This window comes from Streptomyces xiamenensis (genome assembly GCF_000993785.3).
Lineage (GTDB): Bacteria > Actinomycetota > Actinomycetes > Streptomycetales > Streptomycetaceae > Streptomyces > Streptomyces xiamenensis.
Map to the genome: position 1 here is coordinate 146,175 of NZ_CP009922.3, position 15,235 is coordinate 161,409.

Sequence of the window (15,235 nt, forward strand, 5' to 3'; positions counted from 1 at the left end):
TATCGGTGGTTTTCCGCGCGTGCTGGTGAATTGCGGTGGTGGCCGGGAAAAACCCGTTGATTTTGGCGGGTGCGGGCCGTGAGGCTTGGCAGGTTGCCCAGTTCCGCACGTACTGACTCTGGGATGTCATGCACATTCGCGATCTTCCGCATTCCGACCCCGGCGAACCCGACGTACGGTCCGGTTTCCGATTTCTGCTGTGGCTGTTCCGCAAACAGGCGGGCGGTCAGGCACAGGCCCTCCTGTGGGGCATTCTGCACCAGGCGAGCATCGCCATGCTGCCGCTGGCGCTCGGCCTGGTGGTCCAGGCGGTGGTGAACCAATCGGGCCGGGACCTTGCCCTCACCGGCCTGCTGATGCTCGGTATCACGCTCTCCATGACGCTGGCCGACACGATGCTGCACCGCCGCGCCGTCACCAACTGGATCACGGCGGCCGCCCGGGTCCAGCAGCTGCTCGCCCGGCGCGCCACCCAACTGGGCGGGATGCTCACCCAGCGGGTCGCCGCGGGTGAGATCGTCAAGGTCTCCACGGGTGACGTGGAGAAGATCGGCTGGTTCGTCGAGTCGGTCTCCCGGTTCGGGGCCGCCGTGGTGGTGGCCCTGTCGGTGTGCACGGGTCTGATCATCTTCGAGCCGCAGCTGGGGCTGCTGGTGTTCGCGGGGGTGGCGGCCGTGGTGCTGTCCTTCGTCCCGCTGCTGCCGGCCGCCGTGCGCCGCGCGGACGCCGAGCGCGGCAAGTCCGGGCGGGCCACCGAGCTCGCCTCCGACACCGTGGCCGGGCTGCGGGTGCTGCGCGGCATCGGTGGCGAGGAGCTGTTCCTGGACCGCTACCGGCGGGCCTCCCAGGAGGTGCGGGCGGCTTCGGTGCGCAGCGCGCGGATGTGGTCGCTGATCGACGCCGTGCAGGTGGTGATGCCGGGGCTGCTGCTGATCGCGGTGGTGTGGCAGGGAGCCGGGATGGCGAGTGAGGGCCGGATCTCGACGGGTGCGCTGGTCACCGTGTACGGGGCGGCCACGTTCTTGATGTTCCCGCTGCGGCTCTTCCAGGAGACGGCGATGGCGTTCACGTTCTCGCGGCCCTCCGCCAAGCGGGCGGTGCGGGTTCTGGGGCTGCTGCGGGAGACCGGCGGGACGGACGCGGGGGCCGGGCAGCAGGGCCCGCTCGGTGGCGACCTGAGCGATCCGGCCAGCGGTGTGGTGGTCCGCGAAGGGCTGCTGACGGCGGTGGTGTGCGGGGATCCGAACACGGCCGAGCGGCTCGCCGAACGGCTCGGCGGACATCCGATCCACGGCCGGGGTGAGCCCTCGGCGCTGCTGGGCGGCGTGCCCCTGGACGAGGTGCCGCTGGCCACCGCACGTACAGCTGTGCTGGTGCAGGACAAGGATCCGGTGCTGATGTCGGGGACGCTGCGGGAACTGCTGGCGGTGCCGTCCTCGGGGAAGGTCGAGGTGACGGCGGCGCTGGCGGCGGCGCAGTGCGAGGACGTTCTGGCGGCGCTGTCCCGGTCGTCCGCGGGCCCGGCGGGCGACCCGATGGAGGCCAGGATCACCGAGCGGGGCCGTTCGCTGTCCGGGGGGCAGCGGCAGCGGCTGGCGCTGGCCAGATCGCTGGTGACCGACCCCGAGGTGCTGGTGCTGGACGAACCGACTTCCGCGGTGGACTCGCACACCGAGGCGCGGATCGCGGAAGGGCTGGTGGAGTTGCGGGCCGGGCGCAGCACGGTGGTGTTCACCTCGTCGCCGCTGCTGCTCGACCGCGCGGACGAGGTGGTGTTCGTGCCGGACGGACGGGTGGCCGCCACCGGCGGGCACCGGGAGTTGCTGAGCTCCCACGCGGGGTACCGGGCGGTTGTCACCCGGGAGCCGCAGACGAGTCACTACGCCGAGGAGACGGCATGATGGGCGTTTCGCCTCCCGAGTACGATCCGGCGTCCGTGGAGCACGCCACCATCCTGCCGGTGGCGGGCCGGCACACGGTGCGGGCGTATGTCAGGGAGTTGCTGCGGCGGCACCGGAGGGCGTTCGCCCTGCTGGTGGGGGTGAACACGCTGGCGGTGCTGGCCTCCATGGTGGGCCCGTACCTGCTGGGGCGGGTGGTGCAGGATCTGGCGGCGGGCGCCGAGGAACTGCATCTGACGCGGACCGTGGCGCTGTTCACGGTGGCGCTCGCGGTGCAGGCGTTCTTCGTACGGATGGTGCGACTGCGCGGCGCGGTGCTGGGCGAGCGGATGCTGGCGGATCTGCGCGAGGACTTTCTGGTGCGGTCGGTGGCACTGCCGCCGGGGGTGCTGGAGCGCGCGGGAACCGGGGATCTGCTGGCCCGGATCAACACGGACGTGGACCGGCTGGCGCAGGCGATGCGCGAGGCGGTGCCGCAGCTGGCGATCGCGGTGGTGTGGGCGGGACTGCTGCTGGGCGGCATCGTGGTGACGGCCCCGGCCCTGGGGCTGGGGGTGCTGATAGCGCTGCCGGTGCTGGTGGCGGGCTGCTGGTGGTACTTCCGGCGGGCACCGGCCGGCTACCGGGCGGAGGCCGCCGGGTACGCGGCGGTGGCCGCCGCCCTGGCGGAGACGGTGGACGCCGGGCGCACCATCGAGGTGCACCGCCTGGAGTCGGCGCGGGTGGAGTTGTCGGAGCGCCGGGTGCGTGAGTGGACCCAGTGGGAGCGGTACACGTTGTGGCTGCGCACCATCCTGATTCCGACGATCAACGTGTACCACGCGTTGATTCTGTCCGGGGTGCTGATGATCGGCGGCGTCTTCGTGCTGAACGACTGGATGACGGTGGGTCAGCTGACGACGGGGGCCCTGCTGGCGCAGATGCTGGTGGAGCCGGTCGGGATGATCGTGCGCTGGTTCGACGAGCTCCAGGTGGCGCAGGTGTCGCTGGCCCGGCTGGTCGGGGTGCGCGAGGTCGAGGATCCCGACGCGGATGCCTCGCTGTCGCCCGACGGGCGGGAGTTGACGGCCCAGGAGGTGCGGTTCGGTTATCTGGCCGGGCGCGATGTGCTGCACGGGGTGTCGCTGCGGGTGCCGCCGGGGACCCGGATGGCGCTGGTGGGCCCGTCGGGTGCGGGGAAGTCCACGCTCGGCCGGCTGCTGGCGGGGATCTACGCGCCGGGCAGCGGTGACATCACGCTGGGAGGTGCGCGGCTGGCGGGGATGCCGGCGGAGCGGGTACGGGAGCAGGTCGCGCTGGTCAACCAGGAGCACCACGTGTTCGTGGGACCGCTGCGGGACAACCTGCGGCTGGCCCGGGAGGGGGCGACGGACGCCGAACTGTGGGCGGCGCTGGGCGCGGTGGACGCGGACGGCTGGGTGCGGGAGTTGCCGCGGGGTCTGGACACCGAGGTGGGCTCCGGAGCGGTGGCGGTGACCCCGGCCCAGGCGCAGCAGATCGCGTTGGCGCGGCTGGTGCTGGCGGATCCGCACACGCTGGTGCTGGATGAGGCGACCTCGCTGCTCGACCCGCGGGCCGCACGTGATCTGGAGCGTTCGCTGGGCCGGGTGTTGCACGGTCGTACGGTGATCGCGATCGCGCACCGGCTGCACACCGCGCACGACGCGGATGTGATCGCGGTGGTGGAGGACGGCCGGATCAGCGAGCTGGGCAGCCATGACGAGCTGGTGGCGGCCGGCGGGGCGTACGCGGCGTTGTGGCGCTCGTGGCACGGGGCCCCGGCGCAGGAGGAGGACGCCGGGACGGTGCGCTGAGGGGCCGGCCGCGGAACGTGGCAGTTGACGAGTGCCGGGCGGCGGCCGGGTGACCCGGAGGCCGGGGTGGCGGGTCCTGTGGGGCCGCCACCCCGGCCTCCGGGAGCCGGTTCAGGCGGCCAGGACCAGGGCTCCGATGCCGCTGGCGGCGCCGACGACCATGAAGACCGGCATCAGCACCTTGTTCTCCACCCAGGCGCCGGCCTTGAAGCGCATGACGGAGGGGGTGCCCACGGGGTACCAGCGGCGGCCCTTGATGGTCAGCGGCCACAGCATGGGGACACCGGAGATGGTGAGGGCGTCCCCGAAGTTGTGGACCATGGCACCGAGCACGATGGGGATGCCCAGCCACAGGTAGGGCTCGCTGAACAGCCAGGTGGAGCCGTTGCCCGGCTCGTCCAGGACGGCGGCCAGGATCCAGGCGCTGGTGGCACCGAGCAGCCACACCAGGACGTCGCTGGACATCCGGGCCATCTTCCACAGCAGTCCCTCCACGGCGAGCACCATGTGGATGAACAGGATGATCAGCACCGCCCACCGGCCGAAGAGGACGGCGGCGGCGGAGAAGCCGACACCGACGGCCAGCGCCCAGGGGAAGGTGTGGGTGAGAGTGCGGTGGCCGCCGGAGCGGCGCCTCTCGCGCTTGGCCCGGGTGGCGTTGTAGACGGCCACCGAGAGCTTGTCGATCAGCCCGGCCAGCCATTTGGACGGTGGTCCGAAGGCGCGGGAGATCGTGGCGCCCTTCTGGTCGAGATCGGGTGCGAGGGCGGCGCCCGCGCAGATCAGCGTTCCGGCCAGCAGGACGGGCCAGGGCATCGGATGATCGGCGGCAGCCGCCGCCAGGCCCACCCCCAGCCAGGCCATCGCGCCGGACAGTGAATGCGCCGGTCCCATCATCTGGTAGCGCCCCCGCCTTCTACTCGTCGTCTGTGGAGTTCTGTTGGCGGCACAGCGTAGTCCCATGTGATCTTGGGATGAGCAGCCGGTTGCGGTTTAGCGCCTGGGTGCGGGCACTATGGAGCGGTGACCCTTATCGATCAGATGCCTGCCGACAACGACCCCGATGCCCTCTTTGACGCGTTCTCGTCATGGGCGGAAGAGCGGGGAATCTCCCTGTACCCCGCTCAGGAGGAGGCGCTGATCGAAGTGGTCTCGGGCGCGAACGTCATCCTGTCCACGCCCACCGGGTCCGGCAAGTCCCTGGTGGCGGCCGGCGCGCACTTCGCCGCACTCGCCCGGGACGAGGTGACGTTCTACACGGCGCCCATCAAGGCCCTGGTCTCGGAGAAGTTCTTCGATCTGTGCAAGATCTTCGGCACCGAGAACGTCGGCATGCTCACCGGTGACGCCTCGGTGAACGCGGACGCGCCGGTGATCTGCTGCACCGCCGAGGTGCTGGCCTCCATCGCGCTGCGGGACGGCGCCGAGGCGGACATCGGCCAGGTGGTGATGGACGAGTTCCACTTCTATGCCGAGCCGGACCGGGGCTGGGCGTGGCAGATCCCGCTGCTCGAGCTGCCGCAGGCCCAGTTCGTCCTGATGTCCGCGACGCTCGGCGACATGACGCGGTTCGAGGAGGATCTGACCCGCCGCACCGGCCGCCCGACGGCGGTGGTCCGCTCCGCCACCCGTCCGGTACCACTGAGCTACGAGTACCGCACCACATCACTCACCGACACCCTCACCGAACTGCTGGAGACGCATCAGTCCCCGGTCTACATCGTCCACTTCACCCAGGCGCAGGCGGTGGAGCGGGCGCAGGCGCTGATGAGCATCAACATGTGCACCCGGGCGGAGAAGGACCAGATCGCCGCGCTCATCGGCAACTTCCGCTTCACCACCGCCTTCGGCCGTAATCTCTCCCGGTTCGTGCGACACGGCATCGGGGTGCACCACGCCGGGATGCTGCCCAAGTACCGGCGGCTGGTGGAGAAGCTGGCGCAGGCCGGGCTGCTGAAGGTCATCTGTGGCACCGACACCCTGGGGGTGGGGGTGAACGTCCCGATCCGCACGGTGCTGTTCACGGCGCTGACCAAGTACGACGGCAATCGTGTACGGGTGCTGCGGGCCCGGGAGTTCCATCAGATCGCCGGCCGGGCCGGGCGGGCCGGCTTCGACACGGCGGGGTTCGTGGTGGCGCAGGCGCCCGAGCACGTGGTGGAGAACGAGAAGGCCCTGGCGAAGGCGGGCGAGGACCCGAAGAAGCGGCGCAAGGTGGTCCGCAAGAAGGCCCCCGAGGGCTTCGTGAACTGGAGCCAGTCCACCTTCGAGAAGCTCATCGCCTCCGAGCCCGAGCCGCTGACCTCCCGGTTCCGGGTCACCCACGCCATGCTGCTGTCGGTCATCGCCCGCCCCGGGAACGCGTTCGAGGCGATGCGGCGGCTGCTGGAGGACAACCACGAGCCGCGCCGGGCCCAGCTGCGGCACATCCGGCGGGCGATCGCCATCTACCGCTCGCTGCTGGACGGCGGCGTGGTGGAACGGCTGCCCGAGCCCGACGCCCAGGGCCGGATCGTGCGGCTGACCGTTGACCTCCAGGCCGACTTCGCGCTCAACCAGCCACTGTCCACCTTCGCACTGGCCGCCTTCGAGGTGCTGGACCCCGAATCGCCCTCCTACGCCCTTGACATGGTCTCCGTCGTGGAGTCCACGCTCGATGACCCCCGTCAGATCCTCGCGGCACAGCAGAACAAGGCGCGCGGCGAGGCGGTCGCCGCCATGAAGGCCGACGGCGTGGAGTACGAGGAGCGCATGGAACGGCTGATGGACATCAGCTACCCCAAGCCGATGGAGGAACTGCTCTTCCACGCCTACGGCGTCTACCGCAGGAGCCACCCGTGGGTCGGGGACCACCCGCTGTCCCCCAAGTCGGTGGTGCGGGACATGTACGAGCGGGCGATGACCTTCTCGGAGTTCGTCTCGAACTATGAGCTGGCCAGGACCGAGGGCATCGTGCTGCGCTATCTGGCCGGGGCCTACAAGGCGCTGGAGCACACCGTCCCCGAGGACCTGAAATCGGAGGATTTCCAGGACATCACGGCCTGGCTGGGCGAGTTGGTGCGCCAGGTGGACTCCAGCCTGCTGGACGAGTGGGAGCAGCTGGCCAATCCGGCCGAGGAGGACGCCGAGGAGGCCCAGGAGCGGGCCGACCAGGTCAAGCCGGTCACCGCGAACGCCAGGGCCTTCCGGGTGCTGGTGCGCAACGCGCTGTTCCGCCGGGTGGAGTTGGCGGCCTGGGACCGTACCGCCGAACTCGGCGCGCTGGACGGCGACGCCGGCTGGGACGCGGAGCGCTGGGCGCGCGCGATGGATGCCTACTGGGACGAGTACGACGAGCTGGGGACCGGCCCCGATGCCCGCGGCCCGAAGCTGCTGAGCATCGAGGAGCGGCCCGAGGACAGCCTGTGGCGGGTGCGGCAGACGTTCGCCGACCCGGCGGGCGACCACGACTGGGGCATCACCGCCGAGGTGGATCTGACCGCCTCGGACACCGAGGGGCGGGCGGTGCTCCAGGTCGTGGATGTCGGCCAGCTCTGAGCGGTGCGCGCCCATCAGGCGCCGCACGGTGCCGGGACCGTTCCGGGTGCGGGGCGGGCGGCCCTGGCGACGCCGAGGTGGCGCTTCAGCAGGGACCGGTACCAGCGGACCTCTTCCGGGTCGGTGGCCCGCAGTACGTCGCGGATCGGTTCGGTGCGGGTGCCTCCCGGTGGAAGGCTGAGCAGCGGCGGGCGCAGCAGGGCGAGGTGGGCGCGCTCGTCGGGGTCCGGGACCACCTCGCGCAGCACCGGGGGTTCCAGGAGGGCGGCGGGCACCGCCGCCTTCTCCCAGGGGCCGGCGGCCTGCCGCATCAGCAGCGCGGTGCGGCGGCCGCGCCATTTCCTGGGCCGCCAGTCCTGCCCGGCCGCGAGAGCTTTGCGCAGTCCCTCGGGTGCGGCTCCGCGCAGCAGTTCGGGGCGGTGCCCGGCCAGGTCCCGCAACTCGCCGGCGGCGTAGCGCCAGACGAGTGCGTGGTAGCGGTTGAGGTGGAAGCCGACCGGGCTGAAGCAGCCGCCCCTGGCCAGCCGGGCGAAGCGGGCGGTGCTGATGCCGAGCAGGTCGGCACCGCCGGAGGCGTTGACCAGGTGGACGCGGTCCCGGAGTCCGGTGCGGGTGCGGCGGTCGCCGCGCAGCCGGTCGAGTGCGGCGCGCGGCACCCTGCGGCGCCAGGGTGCGCCGGCGCAGTCCACGGTGGGCAGCTCGTCCAGGTCGAGTGCGGTCTCGAACTCTTGCCGGGTGAAGCCCAGTTCGCGGACGGTGGTGCGGATGGCACGGCTCCAGAGGCCGACGGGCACATCTCCGGCCCGCGGCCCGGTGTCGTCCTCGGGAATGAGCAGCGGCGGCGCGGGAGGGGCCTGGCTGGGTTCGTGGCCGGGATCAGCGGCGGGCGGCGGCCCTCCCCCGGGCCGGGTGGCACCGGGCAGCGGTGGTGGCCGATCGGCGGTTGCCCCGCAGGCGTCCGCGGCGCGACGGGCAACACGAAAGCACACGGCCGGCTGGAGGGCGTCGGCTCCCGGGCGGGGCGCACCGTGGAGAGGGCCCGTCACCGGGACCGCGCCACGGGGAACATGCGCGCCGCTGCACGCCCCGGCCGGCGGCGGAGCGAGCGCGGCCGGTTCGCCGATCCGCGCCGGCGCCGAAACCGACGCGTCACCAGGATGCGGCCTGCCCTTCCCCCGTCCCGGCGGACCGTGGAGAGCCTCAGCCGGTGCGGAGCGGGCGCGGAGAGCGGAGCCGAGTGCGCTGTCGGGAGCGTCGGGCGGGCCCGGAGCGGTGGCGGACGGCTCGTCGGCTCCGGCACACGCCGTCGCCGCGCAGGTGGCCGGAGGCCCGTCCCCCGACACCGGTGTGCCGTTGGGCGTCCGCCCCGCGCGGGCGGCCGGAACGCACCCGGGCACGGTGGCCGGCTCGCCCGCCAGGGTCGGCACGGCGGCCTCCCCGGCACGCGGCGCGCCGTCGTACGGGCCTCGCACGGCGCCGGAACTCTCCGGGGCCATGGACCGGCCAGGACGGCCGGCAGCAGGCGTCGGACCCTTGGCACCGGTGGCCGTCGGGATCCGCGCCGTCTCGGTGTGCTGGTGGGTGGTGGGGTGGGGGGACATGGCGGCCTCTTCTCCTGAACTCTGACTACGCTGTGTCATCAGAGTAGGCCGCTCCATCACCCACTGCAACAATCTGTGGCGATATCACTCCACAGAGTGACTAGGGCGTCTCCCGGGCCGGCAGGCCCATGTGTTCGCCCACCTTGTTCACCAGCAGCGTCATCTCGTACCCGACCTGCCCGATGTCCGCGTCCGAGCCGGCCAGCACGCACAGACAACTGCCGTCACCGGCCGCCGTCACCAGCAGCACTCCGTCGTCGAACTCGATCATCGTCTGCCGTACGCCGCCGCTGCGGAAATGCTCTCCCACTCCCTTGGCGAGGGAGTGCAACCCGGAGGCCACCGCCGCCAGATGTTCGGCGCTGTTGCGCTTCAGCCCTCTGCTCACCGACGTCACCAGTCCGTCGCTGGACAGCAGAAGGACATGCCGCACCCGCGGCAGGCGCTTGACCAGATCATCCAGCATCCAGTCGAGTGTGGTGCTCAGTGCCATCCCCAGCTCCCCCTTCTCGTAAGGCGACTGCTGTGTCAGCCTTCCCCAGGAAGAGGCCGTCGGCAACCACCTGTTCTCAGCGCCATCCGGAAGGGACCGTACCGCTTCCGCTCCGCCGCCGCACCTGCGGGTGCCGCGGCGGGCACTCCATGAGGGATCTCACACCGTCACCGGCCGAAGGCGCCCGGCGGGCGCCCCGGTTCAGTGGCCCAGCTCCTTGCGCCCCACCCGGCGCACCCGGCGCCGCTGGGAGGGGTCCAGCAGCAGGTACGCGCCCGCCGGCACCCCGAAGATCACCAGTGCCGCGATCCAGAAGCTGGTCATCCACCACAGCACGAGCCCCACGGCGATCCCCGCGATCGCGACCTTCCCACCTGTCGACATCGTCCGATTCCTCTCCGCCGCGAGGGGCGACGGTCGCCGCCCCTCAATTGAACGCACTCCCAGTGTCCCCCGTTCCGGCGGGAACACGCCCCTCCCGCAACGGAGCTCCCACCGCGTGCATGTGGCCCAGCGCCTGCCGGTAGGAGTCGAGCAGCCCGGTCTCCGTGTACCGCACGTCCGCCTCGCGGCAGTAGTGCCGCACCAGCGGGCGGGCCAGCCGCAGGTGCGGGCGGGCCATGCTCGGGAAGAGATGGTGCTCTATCTGGTAGTTGAGCCCGCCCATCAGCCAGTCGGTGACCAGACCGCCTCGCACGTTGCGCGAGGTGAGCACCTGCCGCTTCAGGTGCCCCCAGCGGTCCTCGGGACCCGGGATCTCCATGCCCTTGTGGTTGGGCGCGAAGACCGAGCCCAGGTGCAGCCCGAACAGCGCGTGGTGGATCAGGGCGAACACCACCGCCTTCCCCGGGGAGAGCACGGCGCCGAGCAGCAGCACGTAGCCGGTGACGTGGGCCGCCAGCAGCAGCCCCTCCACCAGTCGCGGCCGAAGCCCCTGCCGCTCCCAGCCCTTGGAGGACAGCACCATCTGCACACTGGAGACCTTCAGCGCCATCCCCTCCAGCAGCAGCAGCGGGAAGAACAGCCTCGCCTGGTTGCGGGTGAGCCAGCGGCCGAAGCCCTCCCGCTTCTCCGCCTGGTGGGCGGTCCACACCAGCACCCCGACCCCCACGTCCGGGTCCTTGTCGAGGTGGTTGGGGTTCGCGTGATGCCGGTTGTGCTTGTCGTTCCACCAGGCCGAACTCATCCCCAGCAGCAGATTGCCGTGGATCAGCCCGATCACCCGGCCGGCGCGCCGGCCGGCGATCTGGGAGTGGCCCGCGTCGTGCCCGATGAACGCGGTGCGGGTGGAGAACAGGGCCAGTGGTATCGCCAGCAGCAGCGTCCACCAGGTGTCCCCCAGCCACACCATCGCGGCAATCACCACGGCCAGCGCCAGCGCGTTGACGGCGATGGAGGCCGCGTACCAGCCGCGCCGCCGCTCCAGCAGGCCCTGGCTCCTGATCTGCCGCAGCAGTGGCGCGAACTCGTCCCCGTGCGGCGCGGGGGTCACCGGCACGGACACGGGAAGGGGTACGGGCACGGCGGGGGCCGGGGCTTCGGGCATGGCAACTCCGGTACGGGCTGATCGGATCGGTCGTGACGAACCTATGAACCGCCGGTGGCCCCCGGCCATGGCCGCAGCCCCCGGACCATGGTGTACCCAGCCCCACCCCCCGGCGGGGGTTTCCGCCCTCCCCCGGCTATGGGGTACCCTCGGCCGCTGCCCCGCCAGCTAGTCAACTTTGAGGAATGCATGAGCGCCGCCGTCTTTCTCCCGGCTGACCCACCGCGTGCCTCCGAGGTGGCCTTCTGGAGCCCGGACGGCGCGCCCCCCGAGCTGCCGGGACGGCTGCCCCCGTCCGTCACGCCCGAGAACAGGGAGCTGACGGTGGCCCTCCCGGCCGACGGGGGCACCGTGACGGCGGTGACCGTGCCCGCGCTGGTCCTGCCGGTGCGCGACGCGCTGCCGCTGCTCACCCGGGCCAGGTCGGGTTCCGCCACCGGCTCCGCCGCGTTCTGGGGCGCCGCCGCCGTCCTCGCCCTGCAACTCGCCGCCCGGGGACGGCTGCTGCCGGGACTGAGCACCCAGGAGCACGACGCCTGGCGGCTCGGTCCGCTGGAGGGTTCCGACGCCGAGCGGCTGCGGGAGCTGGCCGACGCGATGCCGGTGCACGCCCACGCCGTGCCGCTGCCCGGGCACGGACCGGACGACCCGCCGCTGCTGCCCGCGCCCCACTCCCTCCTGCGTGCCTTCCTCGACGCCGTCGCCGACACCCTGCCACGCACCCCCGCCGCCGCGCTGGCGGCCGGCGGCCCGGCCTTCGCCGACCGCACCGTCCGCCCCGAGCCCCGCCCCCGGCTGCGCGCCTGGGCCGCCGAGGTCGCCGCGGGACAGGACGCCGGGGTGCGGTTGTCCCTGCGGGTGGAGGCGCACCAGCTGGACCTCCCCGGCGGCCGGTTCCGGGCCGTCGCGCAGTTGCACAGCCGCACCGATCCCACCGTCGTCGCCGACGCCGCGCAGGTCTTCGCGGGCACCGCCCCCGCCGGCGCCTTCTCCCCCGCCGCCCGCACCGACGCGCTGCTGACACTGCGCCGCGCGGCCACCGCCTGGGACGCCCTCGCTCCGCTGCTGTCCGCCGCCGTCCCCGACGCCGTCGACCTCGCCGACGAGGAGATCGCCGAGCTCCTCGGCGCACCGGTCAGCCGCGCGCTGGGCGCCGCCGGCGTCCAGGTGCACTGGCCCCGGGACCTGGTACGCACCCTCACCACCCACGCCGTCGTCGGCTCCGCCGACCACCCCGGCCCCGGTCCGGCGCCCTCCCTGCTGTCCCCCGGAGCGCTCACCGCCTTCGACTGGCGCTTCGCCCTCGGCGACACCCCGCTGACCCGCGAGGAACTCGACCGGCTCGCCGAGTCCGGCCGCCCCCTGGTGCGGCTGCGCGACCAGTGGGTGCTGGTCGATCCGGAGGCGCTGCGCCGCGCCCGAGCCCGCCCCGACCGCAAGCTGACCGCCGTGGAGGCCCTGCGCGCCGCGCTCACCGGACAGGTGGAGCGCGACGGCGGCGGAACGGAGGAAACCGAGGACGGCGAGCCCATCGAGGTACGGGCCGTCGGCGCGCTCGAGGAACTGCGCCGCCGACTGGCCGACCCGCAGAGCCCGCTGCACCGGCCCGTCCCGCAGCCACCCGCGCTCGCCGCCACCCTGCGCGACTACCAGCTGCGCGGTCTGGGCTGGCTGCACCGGCTCACCTCGCTGGGCCTGGGCGCGGTGCTCGCCGATGACATGGGGCTCGGCAAGACCATCACCCTCATCGCGCTCCATCTGCACCGCCACAGCACGGCGGAGCACACGGGACCGACCCTGGTGGTGTGCCCGGCCTCGCTGCTGGGCAACTGGCAGCGGGAGATCGAGGCGTTCGCCCCCGGGACACCGGTGCGCCGGCACCACGGGGGCGCCCGCGATCTGACCGGCCTGGCGGACGGCGAGTTCGTGCTCACCACCTACGGCACCATGCGGCTGGACGCCGCGGAGCTGGCCGCCGCGGCCGACTGGGGCCTGGTCGTCGCGGACGAGGCCCAGCACATCAAGAACCACGCTTCCGCCACCGCCAAGACGCTGCGCACACTCCCCGCGTCGGCGCGCGTCGCGCTGACCGGCACCCCCGTGGAGAACAACCTCACCGAGCTGTGGGCCATCGTGGACTGGACCACGCCGGGCCTGCTCGGCCGCCTGCCGGCCTTCCGCACCCGCTACGCCGACGCCGTGGAGTCCGGCGCCGATCCGGCCGCCGCCGAGCGACTGGCCGCCCTGGTACGCCCGTTCCTGCTGCGCCGCCGCAAGTCCGACCCCGGCATCGCGCCCGAGCTGCCGCCGAAGACCGAGACGGACCGGGCGGTCTCGCTCACCCCCGAACAGGCCGGGCTGTACGAGGCCGTGGTGCGCGAGACCCTCGCCGAGATCTCCGGCGCCCAGGGCGTCGCGCGGCGCGGCCTGATCGTCAAGCTGCTCACCTCCCTCAAGCAGATCTGCAACCACCCGGCACAGTTCCTGAAGGAGGAGGACGCGCCCCGGCTGGCGGGCCGCTCCGGGAAGCTGGAGGCGTTCGACGAACTGCTGGAGAGCATCCTGGCCTCCGGTGCCCAGGTGCTGGTCTTCACCCAGTACGTCCGCATGGCACGGCTGCTGACGGAACATCTGTGGGCCCGCGCGGTGCCCAGCGCACTGCTGCACGGCGGGCTGCCGGTGGCCCGGCGCGAGGAGCTGGTACGGGACTTCCAGAGCGGTGCGGTGCCGGTGTTCCTGCTGTCGCTCAAGGCGGCAGGGACCGGCCTGAACCTCACCCGGGCCGAGCACGTCGTGCACTTCGACCGGTGGTGGAACCCGGCGGTCGAGGCGCAGGCGACGGACCGCGCGTACCGCATCGGGCAGGACCGCCCCGTCCAGGTGCACCGGCTGATCGCGGAGGGCACGGTCGAGGACCGGATCGCGGCGCTGCTGCGGCGCAAGCAGTCGCTCGCGGACGCGGTGCTCGGCGGTGCGGGCGAGGCGGCACTGACCGAGCTGTCGGACGCCGAGCTGGCCGAACTGGTGACGCTGCGGAGGGTGTCATGACCTGGGACGAGGAAGCACCGTACGAGGGTGAACGGGTGTTCGCCGCGCTGCCGCCGGCTCGCGGCCGGGGGTTCGCGAGCAGTTGGTGGGGGGTCGGCTGGTTGCGGGCGGTCGAGGACTCGGCGCTGGAGAGCGCGCGCATGGCGGACGGGCGGCGCGCCGCGCGGGCCGGGGCGGTGGGCGCGGTGTCGGTACGGCCGGGGCGGCTGACCGCGGTGGTGCGCGACCGGGACGGGGTGGGCCGGCGGGCGGATGTGACGCTGCGCCGGCTGACGGCGGACGAGTGGCGGCGGCTGCTGGCCGTGGTGGCGGGCGAGGCCGGGCACATCGCGGCGCTGCTGGACCGGGACATGCCCCCGGATCTGGTGGCGGACGCGGGCGCGGCCGGGGTGGACCTGCTGCCGGGGATCGGTGATCTGGAGCCGCAGTGCGAGTGCGGGGAGTTCGACCACTGCGTGCACAGCGCGGCGCTGTGCTATCAGGCGGCGCGGCTGCTGGACGAGGATCCGTGGGTGCTGCTGCTGTTGCGCGGGCGCGGGGAGGAGGAACTGCTGCGGGAGCTGCGGGCGGCCTCGGCACCGGCCGGGGCGCCGGTGGCGCGCGAGCCCGCGGGAGTGCCGGCCGCCGAGCGGTACGCGGCGCGGGCGGCGCACGGCGATCCCGCGCTGCCGCCGCCCCCGCCACCGGTGGAGCGTGCGGGCGTCCCGCCCGCGCTGGTGGCCTGCGACGTGCCGGGGGTGGACGCGGCGGCGCTGGAGTTCCTGGCCGCCGACGCGGCGGCCCGCGCCCGGGTGTTGCTGGCGCTGGCGCTGCGCCCCGGGCACGCCGGGCAGCCGGTGCCGCAGGAGGAGGGGGTGTGGCAGGACGCGGTGCGGCTGGCTGCGGCGGGACCGGCCGATCCGGTGGCCGCGCGGCTGGCACGCGGCTGCGGGCGTACGGTGCGGGAGTTGCGGCTGGCGGTACGGGCCTGGCGGGCGGGCGGCGGCGCGGGGCTCGCGGTGCTGGAGGATCCGCCGGGGCCTGCGCCGGCGCAGGCCGTGGAGCAGTTGGCGGCGGCGTGGGCGGACGACGCGGTGGCCAGGCCGCGGCTGCGGGCGGCGGGCACACACTGGACGGTGGTGGGCGAGGGCGCGCAGGTGCGGTACGGGGCGGACGGCCGGTGGTGGCCGTTCCGCAAGGAGGCGGGCCGCTGGACGCCGGCCGGTGCGCCCGCCGCCGACCCGGCCGGGGCCCTGCTGACGGCCCGTGAGGCGGCGGAGCGGGACTGAGCGCGCCGGCGGGGCGCCCCCAGGGTC

10 protein-coding genes are annotated in these 15,235 nt (G+C 73.2%); 5 read left to right on the forward strand and 5 right to left on the reverse strand.

Going from position 1 to position 15,235, the window contains the following annotated elements; genetic code table 11:
• Window positions 1-128: 128 nt before the first annotated feature.
• Entirely contained in the window at window positions 129-1,901 is a 1,773-nt protein-coding gene (locus SXIM_RS00630; protein WP_030738521.1) for an ABC transporter transmembrane domain-containing protein, read from the forward strand.
• Window positions 1,898-3,715: an ABC transporter ATP-binding protein gene (locus SXIM_RS00635; RefSeq protein WP_030738519.1), complete on the forward strand. Its 1,818-nt coding sequence runs from the start codon at window positions 1,898-1,900 to the stop codon at window positions 3,713-3,715. Before SXIM_RS00630 ends, SXIM_RS00635 begins: the two co-directional genes overlap by 4 nt.
• Window positions 3,716-3,826: 111 nt before the next feature.
• On the opposite strand, the gene SXIM_RS00640 is transcribed toward SXIM_RS00635, so the two are convergent.
• Window positions 3,827-4,612: a metal-dependent hydrolase gene (locus SXIM_RS00640; protein WP_030738518.1), complete on the reverse strand. Its 786-nt coding sequence runs from the start codon at window positions 4,610-4,612 to the stop codon at window positions 3,827-3,829.
• Between the two features lie 126 nt (window positions 4,613-4,738).
• On the opposite strand from SXIM_RS00640, the gene SXIM_RS00645 reads away from it, so the two are divergent.
• On the forward strand, window positions 4,739-7,252 hold the full coding sequence (locus SXIM_RS00645) for a DEAD/DEAH box helicase (RefSeq protein WP_030738516.1): 2,514 nt from the start codon (window positions 4,739-4,741) through the stop codon (window positions 7,250-7,252).
• A gap of 14 nt (window positions 7,253-7,266) precedes the next feature.
• Here SXIM_RS00645 and SXIM_RS00650 read toward each other — a convergent pair whose 3' ends face one another.
• The 4 genes from SXIM_RS00650 to SXIM_RS00665 all read right to left on the reverse strand — a co-directional run bounded on the left by SXIM_RS00650 (window position 7,267) and on the right by SXIM_RS00665 (window position 10,892).
• Window positions 7,267-8,046 (reverse strand): DUF6397 family protein, encoded by a 780-nt coding sequence (locus tag SXIM_RS00650; protein ID WP_046725355.1) that lies wholly within the window; start codon window positions 8,044-8,046, stop codon window positions 7,267-7,269.
• Between the two features lie 907 nt (window positions 8,047-8,953).
• On the reverse strand, window positions 8,954-9,346 hold the full coding sequence (locus SXIM_RS00655) for a roadblock/LC7 domain-containing protein (protein ID WP_030738511.1): 393 nt from the start codon (window positions 9,344-9,346) through the stop codon (window positions 8,954-8,956).
• A 201-nt stretch (window positions 9,347-9,547) separates the two neighbouring features.
• The gene (locus SXIM_RS00660; RefSeq protein WP_030738508.1) at window positions 9,548-9,730 is read right to left on the reverse strand and encodes a hypothetical protein; all 183 of its coding nucleotides are present in this window, start codon (window positions 9,728-9,730) and stop codon (window positions 9,548-9,550) included.
• Window positions 9,731-9,773: 43 nt separating this feature from the next.
• Window positions 9,774-10,892 carry a fatty acid desaturase family protein gene (locus SXIM_RS00665; RefSeq protein ID WP_030738505.1) on the reverse strand — a complete coding sequence of 373 codons (1,119 nt, stop codon included), beginning with the start codon at window positions 10,890-10,892 and terminating at the stop codon, window positions 9,774-9,776.
• 189 nt (window positions 10,893-11,081) lie between these two features.
• Here SXIM_RS00665 and SXIM_RS00670 point away from each other — a divergent pair, with 189 nt between their 5' ends.
• Both SXIM_RS00670 and SXIM_RS00675 read left to right on the forward strand, forming a co-directional pair.
• Window positions 11,082-13,940: a DEAD/DEAH box helicase gene (locus SXIM_RS00670; RefSeq protein WP_030738502.1), complete on the forward strand. Its 2,859-nt coding sequence runs from the start codon at window positions 11,082-11,084 to the stop codon at window positions 13,938-13,940.
• Window positions 13,937-15,208 (forward strand): SWIM zinc finger family protein, encoded by a 1,272-nt coding sequence (locus SXIM_RS00675; RefSeq protein WP_046722630.1) that lies wholly within the window; start codon window positions 13,937-13,939, stop codon window positions 15,206-15,208. The genes SXIM_RS00670 and SXIM_RS00675 overlap by 4 nt, the downstream gene beginning before the upstream one ends.
• The last annotated feature ends 27 nt before the right edge of the window (window positions 15,209-15,235 follow it).

Coding starts and splice junctions, on each gene's coding strand:
- SXIM_RS00635 (WP_030738519.1), top strand. CDS start 1,898: ATGATGGGCGTTTCGCCTCCCGAGTACGATCCGGCGTCCGTGGAGCAC.
- SXIM_RS00655 (WP_030738511.1), bottom strand. CDS start 9,346: ATGGCACTGAGCACCACACTCGACTGGATGCTGGATGATCTGGTCAAG.
- SXIM_RS00665 (WP_030738505.1), bottom strand. CDS start 10,892: ATGCCCGAAGCCCCGGCCCCCGCCGTGCCCGTACCCCTTCCCGTGTCC.
- SXIM_RS00670 (WP_030738502.1), top strand. CDS start 11,082: ATGAGCGCCGCCGTCTTTCTCCCGGCTGACCCACCGCGTGCCTCCGAG.
- SXIM_RS00640 (WP_030738518.1), bottom strand. CDS start 4,612: ATGATGGGACCGGCGCATTCACTGTCCGGCGCGATGGCCTGGCTGGGG.
- SXIM_RS00630 (WP_030738521.1), top strand. CDS start 129: ATGCACATTCGCGATCTTCCGCATTCCGACCCCGGCGAACCCGACGTA.
- SXIM_RS00675 (WP_046722630.1), top strand. CDS start 13,937: ATGACCTGGGACGAGGAAGCACCGTACGAGGGTGAACGGGTGTTCGCC.
- SXIM_RS00660 (WP_030738508.1), bottom strand. CDS start 9,730: ATGTCGACAGGTGGGAAGGTCGCGATCGCGGGGATCGCCGTGGGGCTC.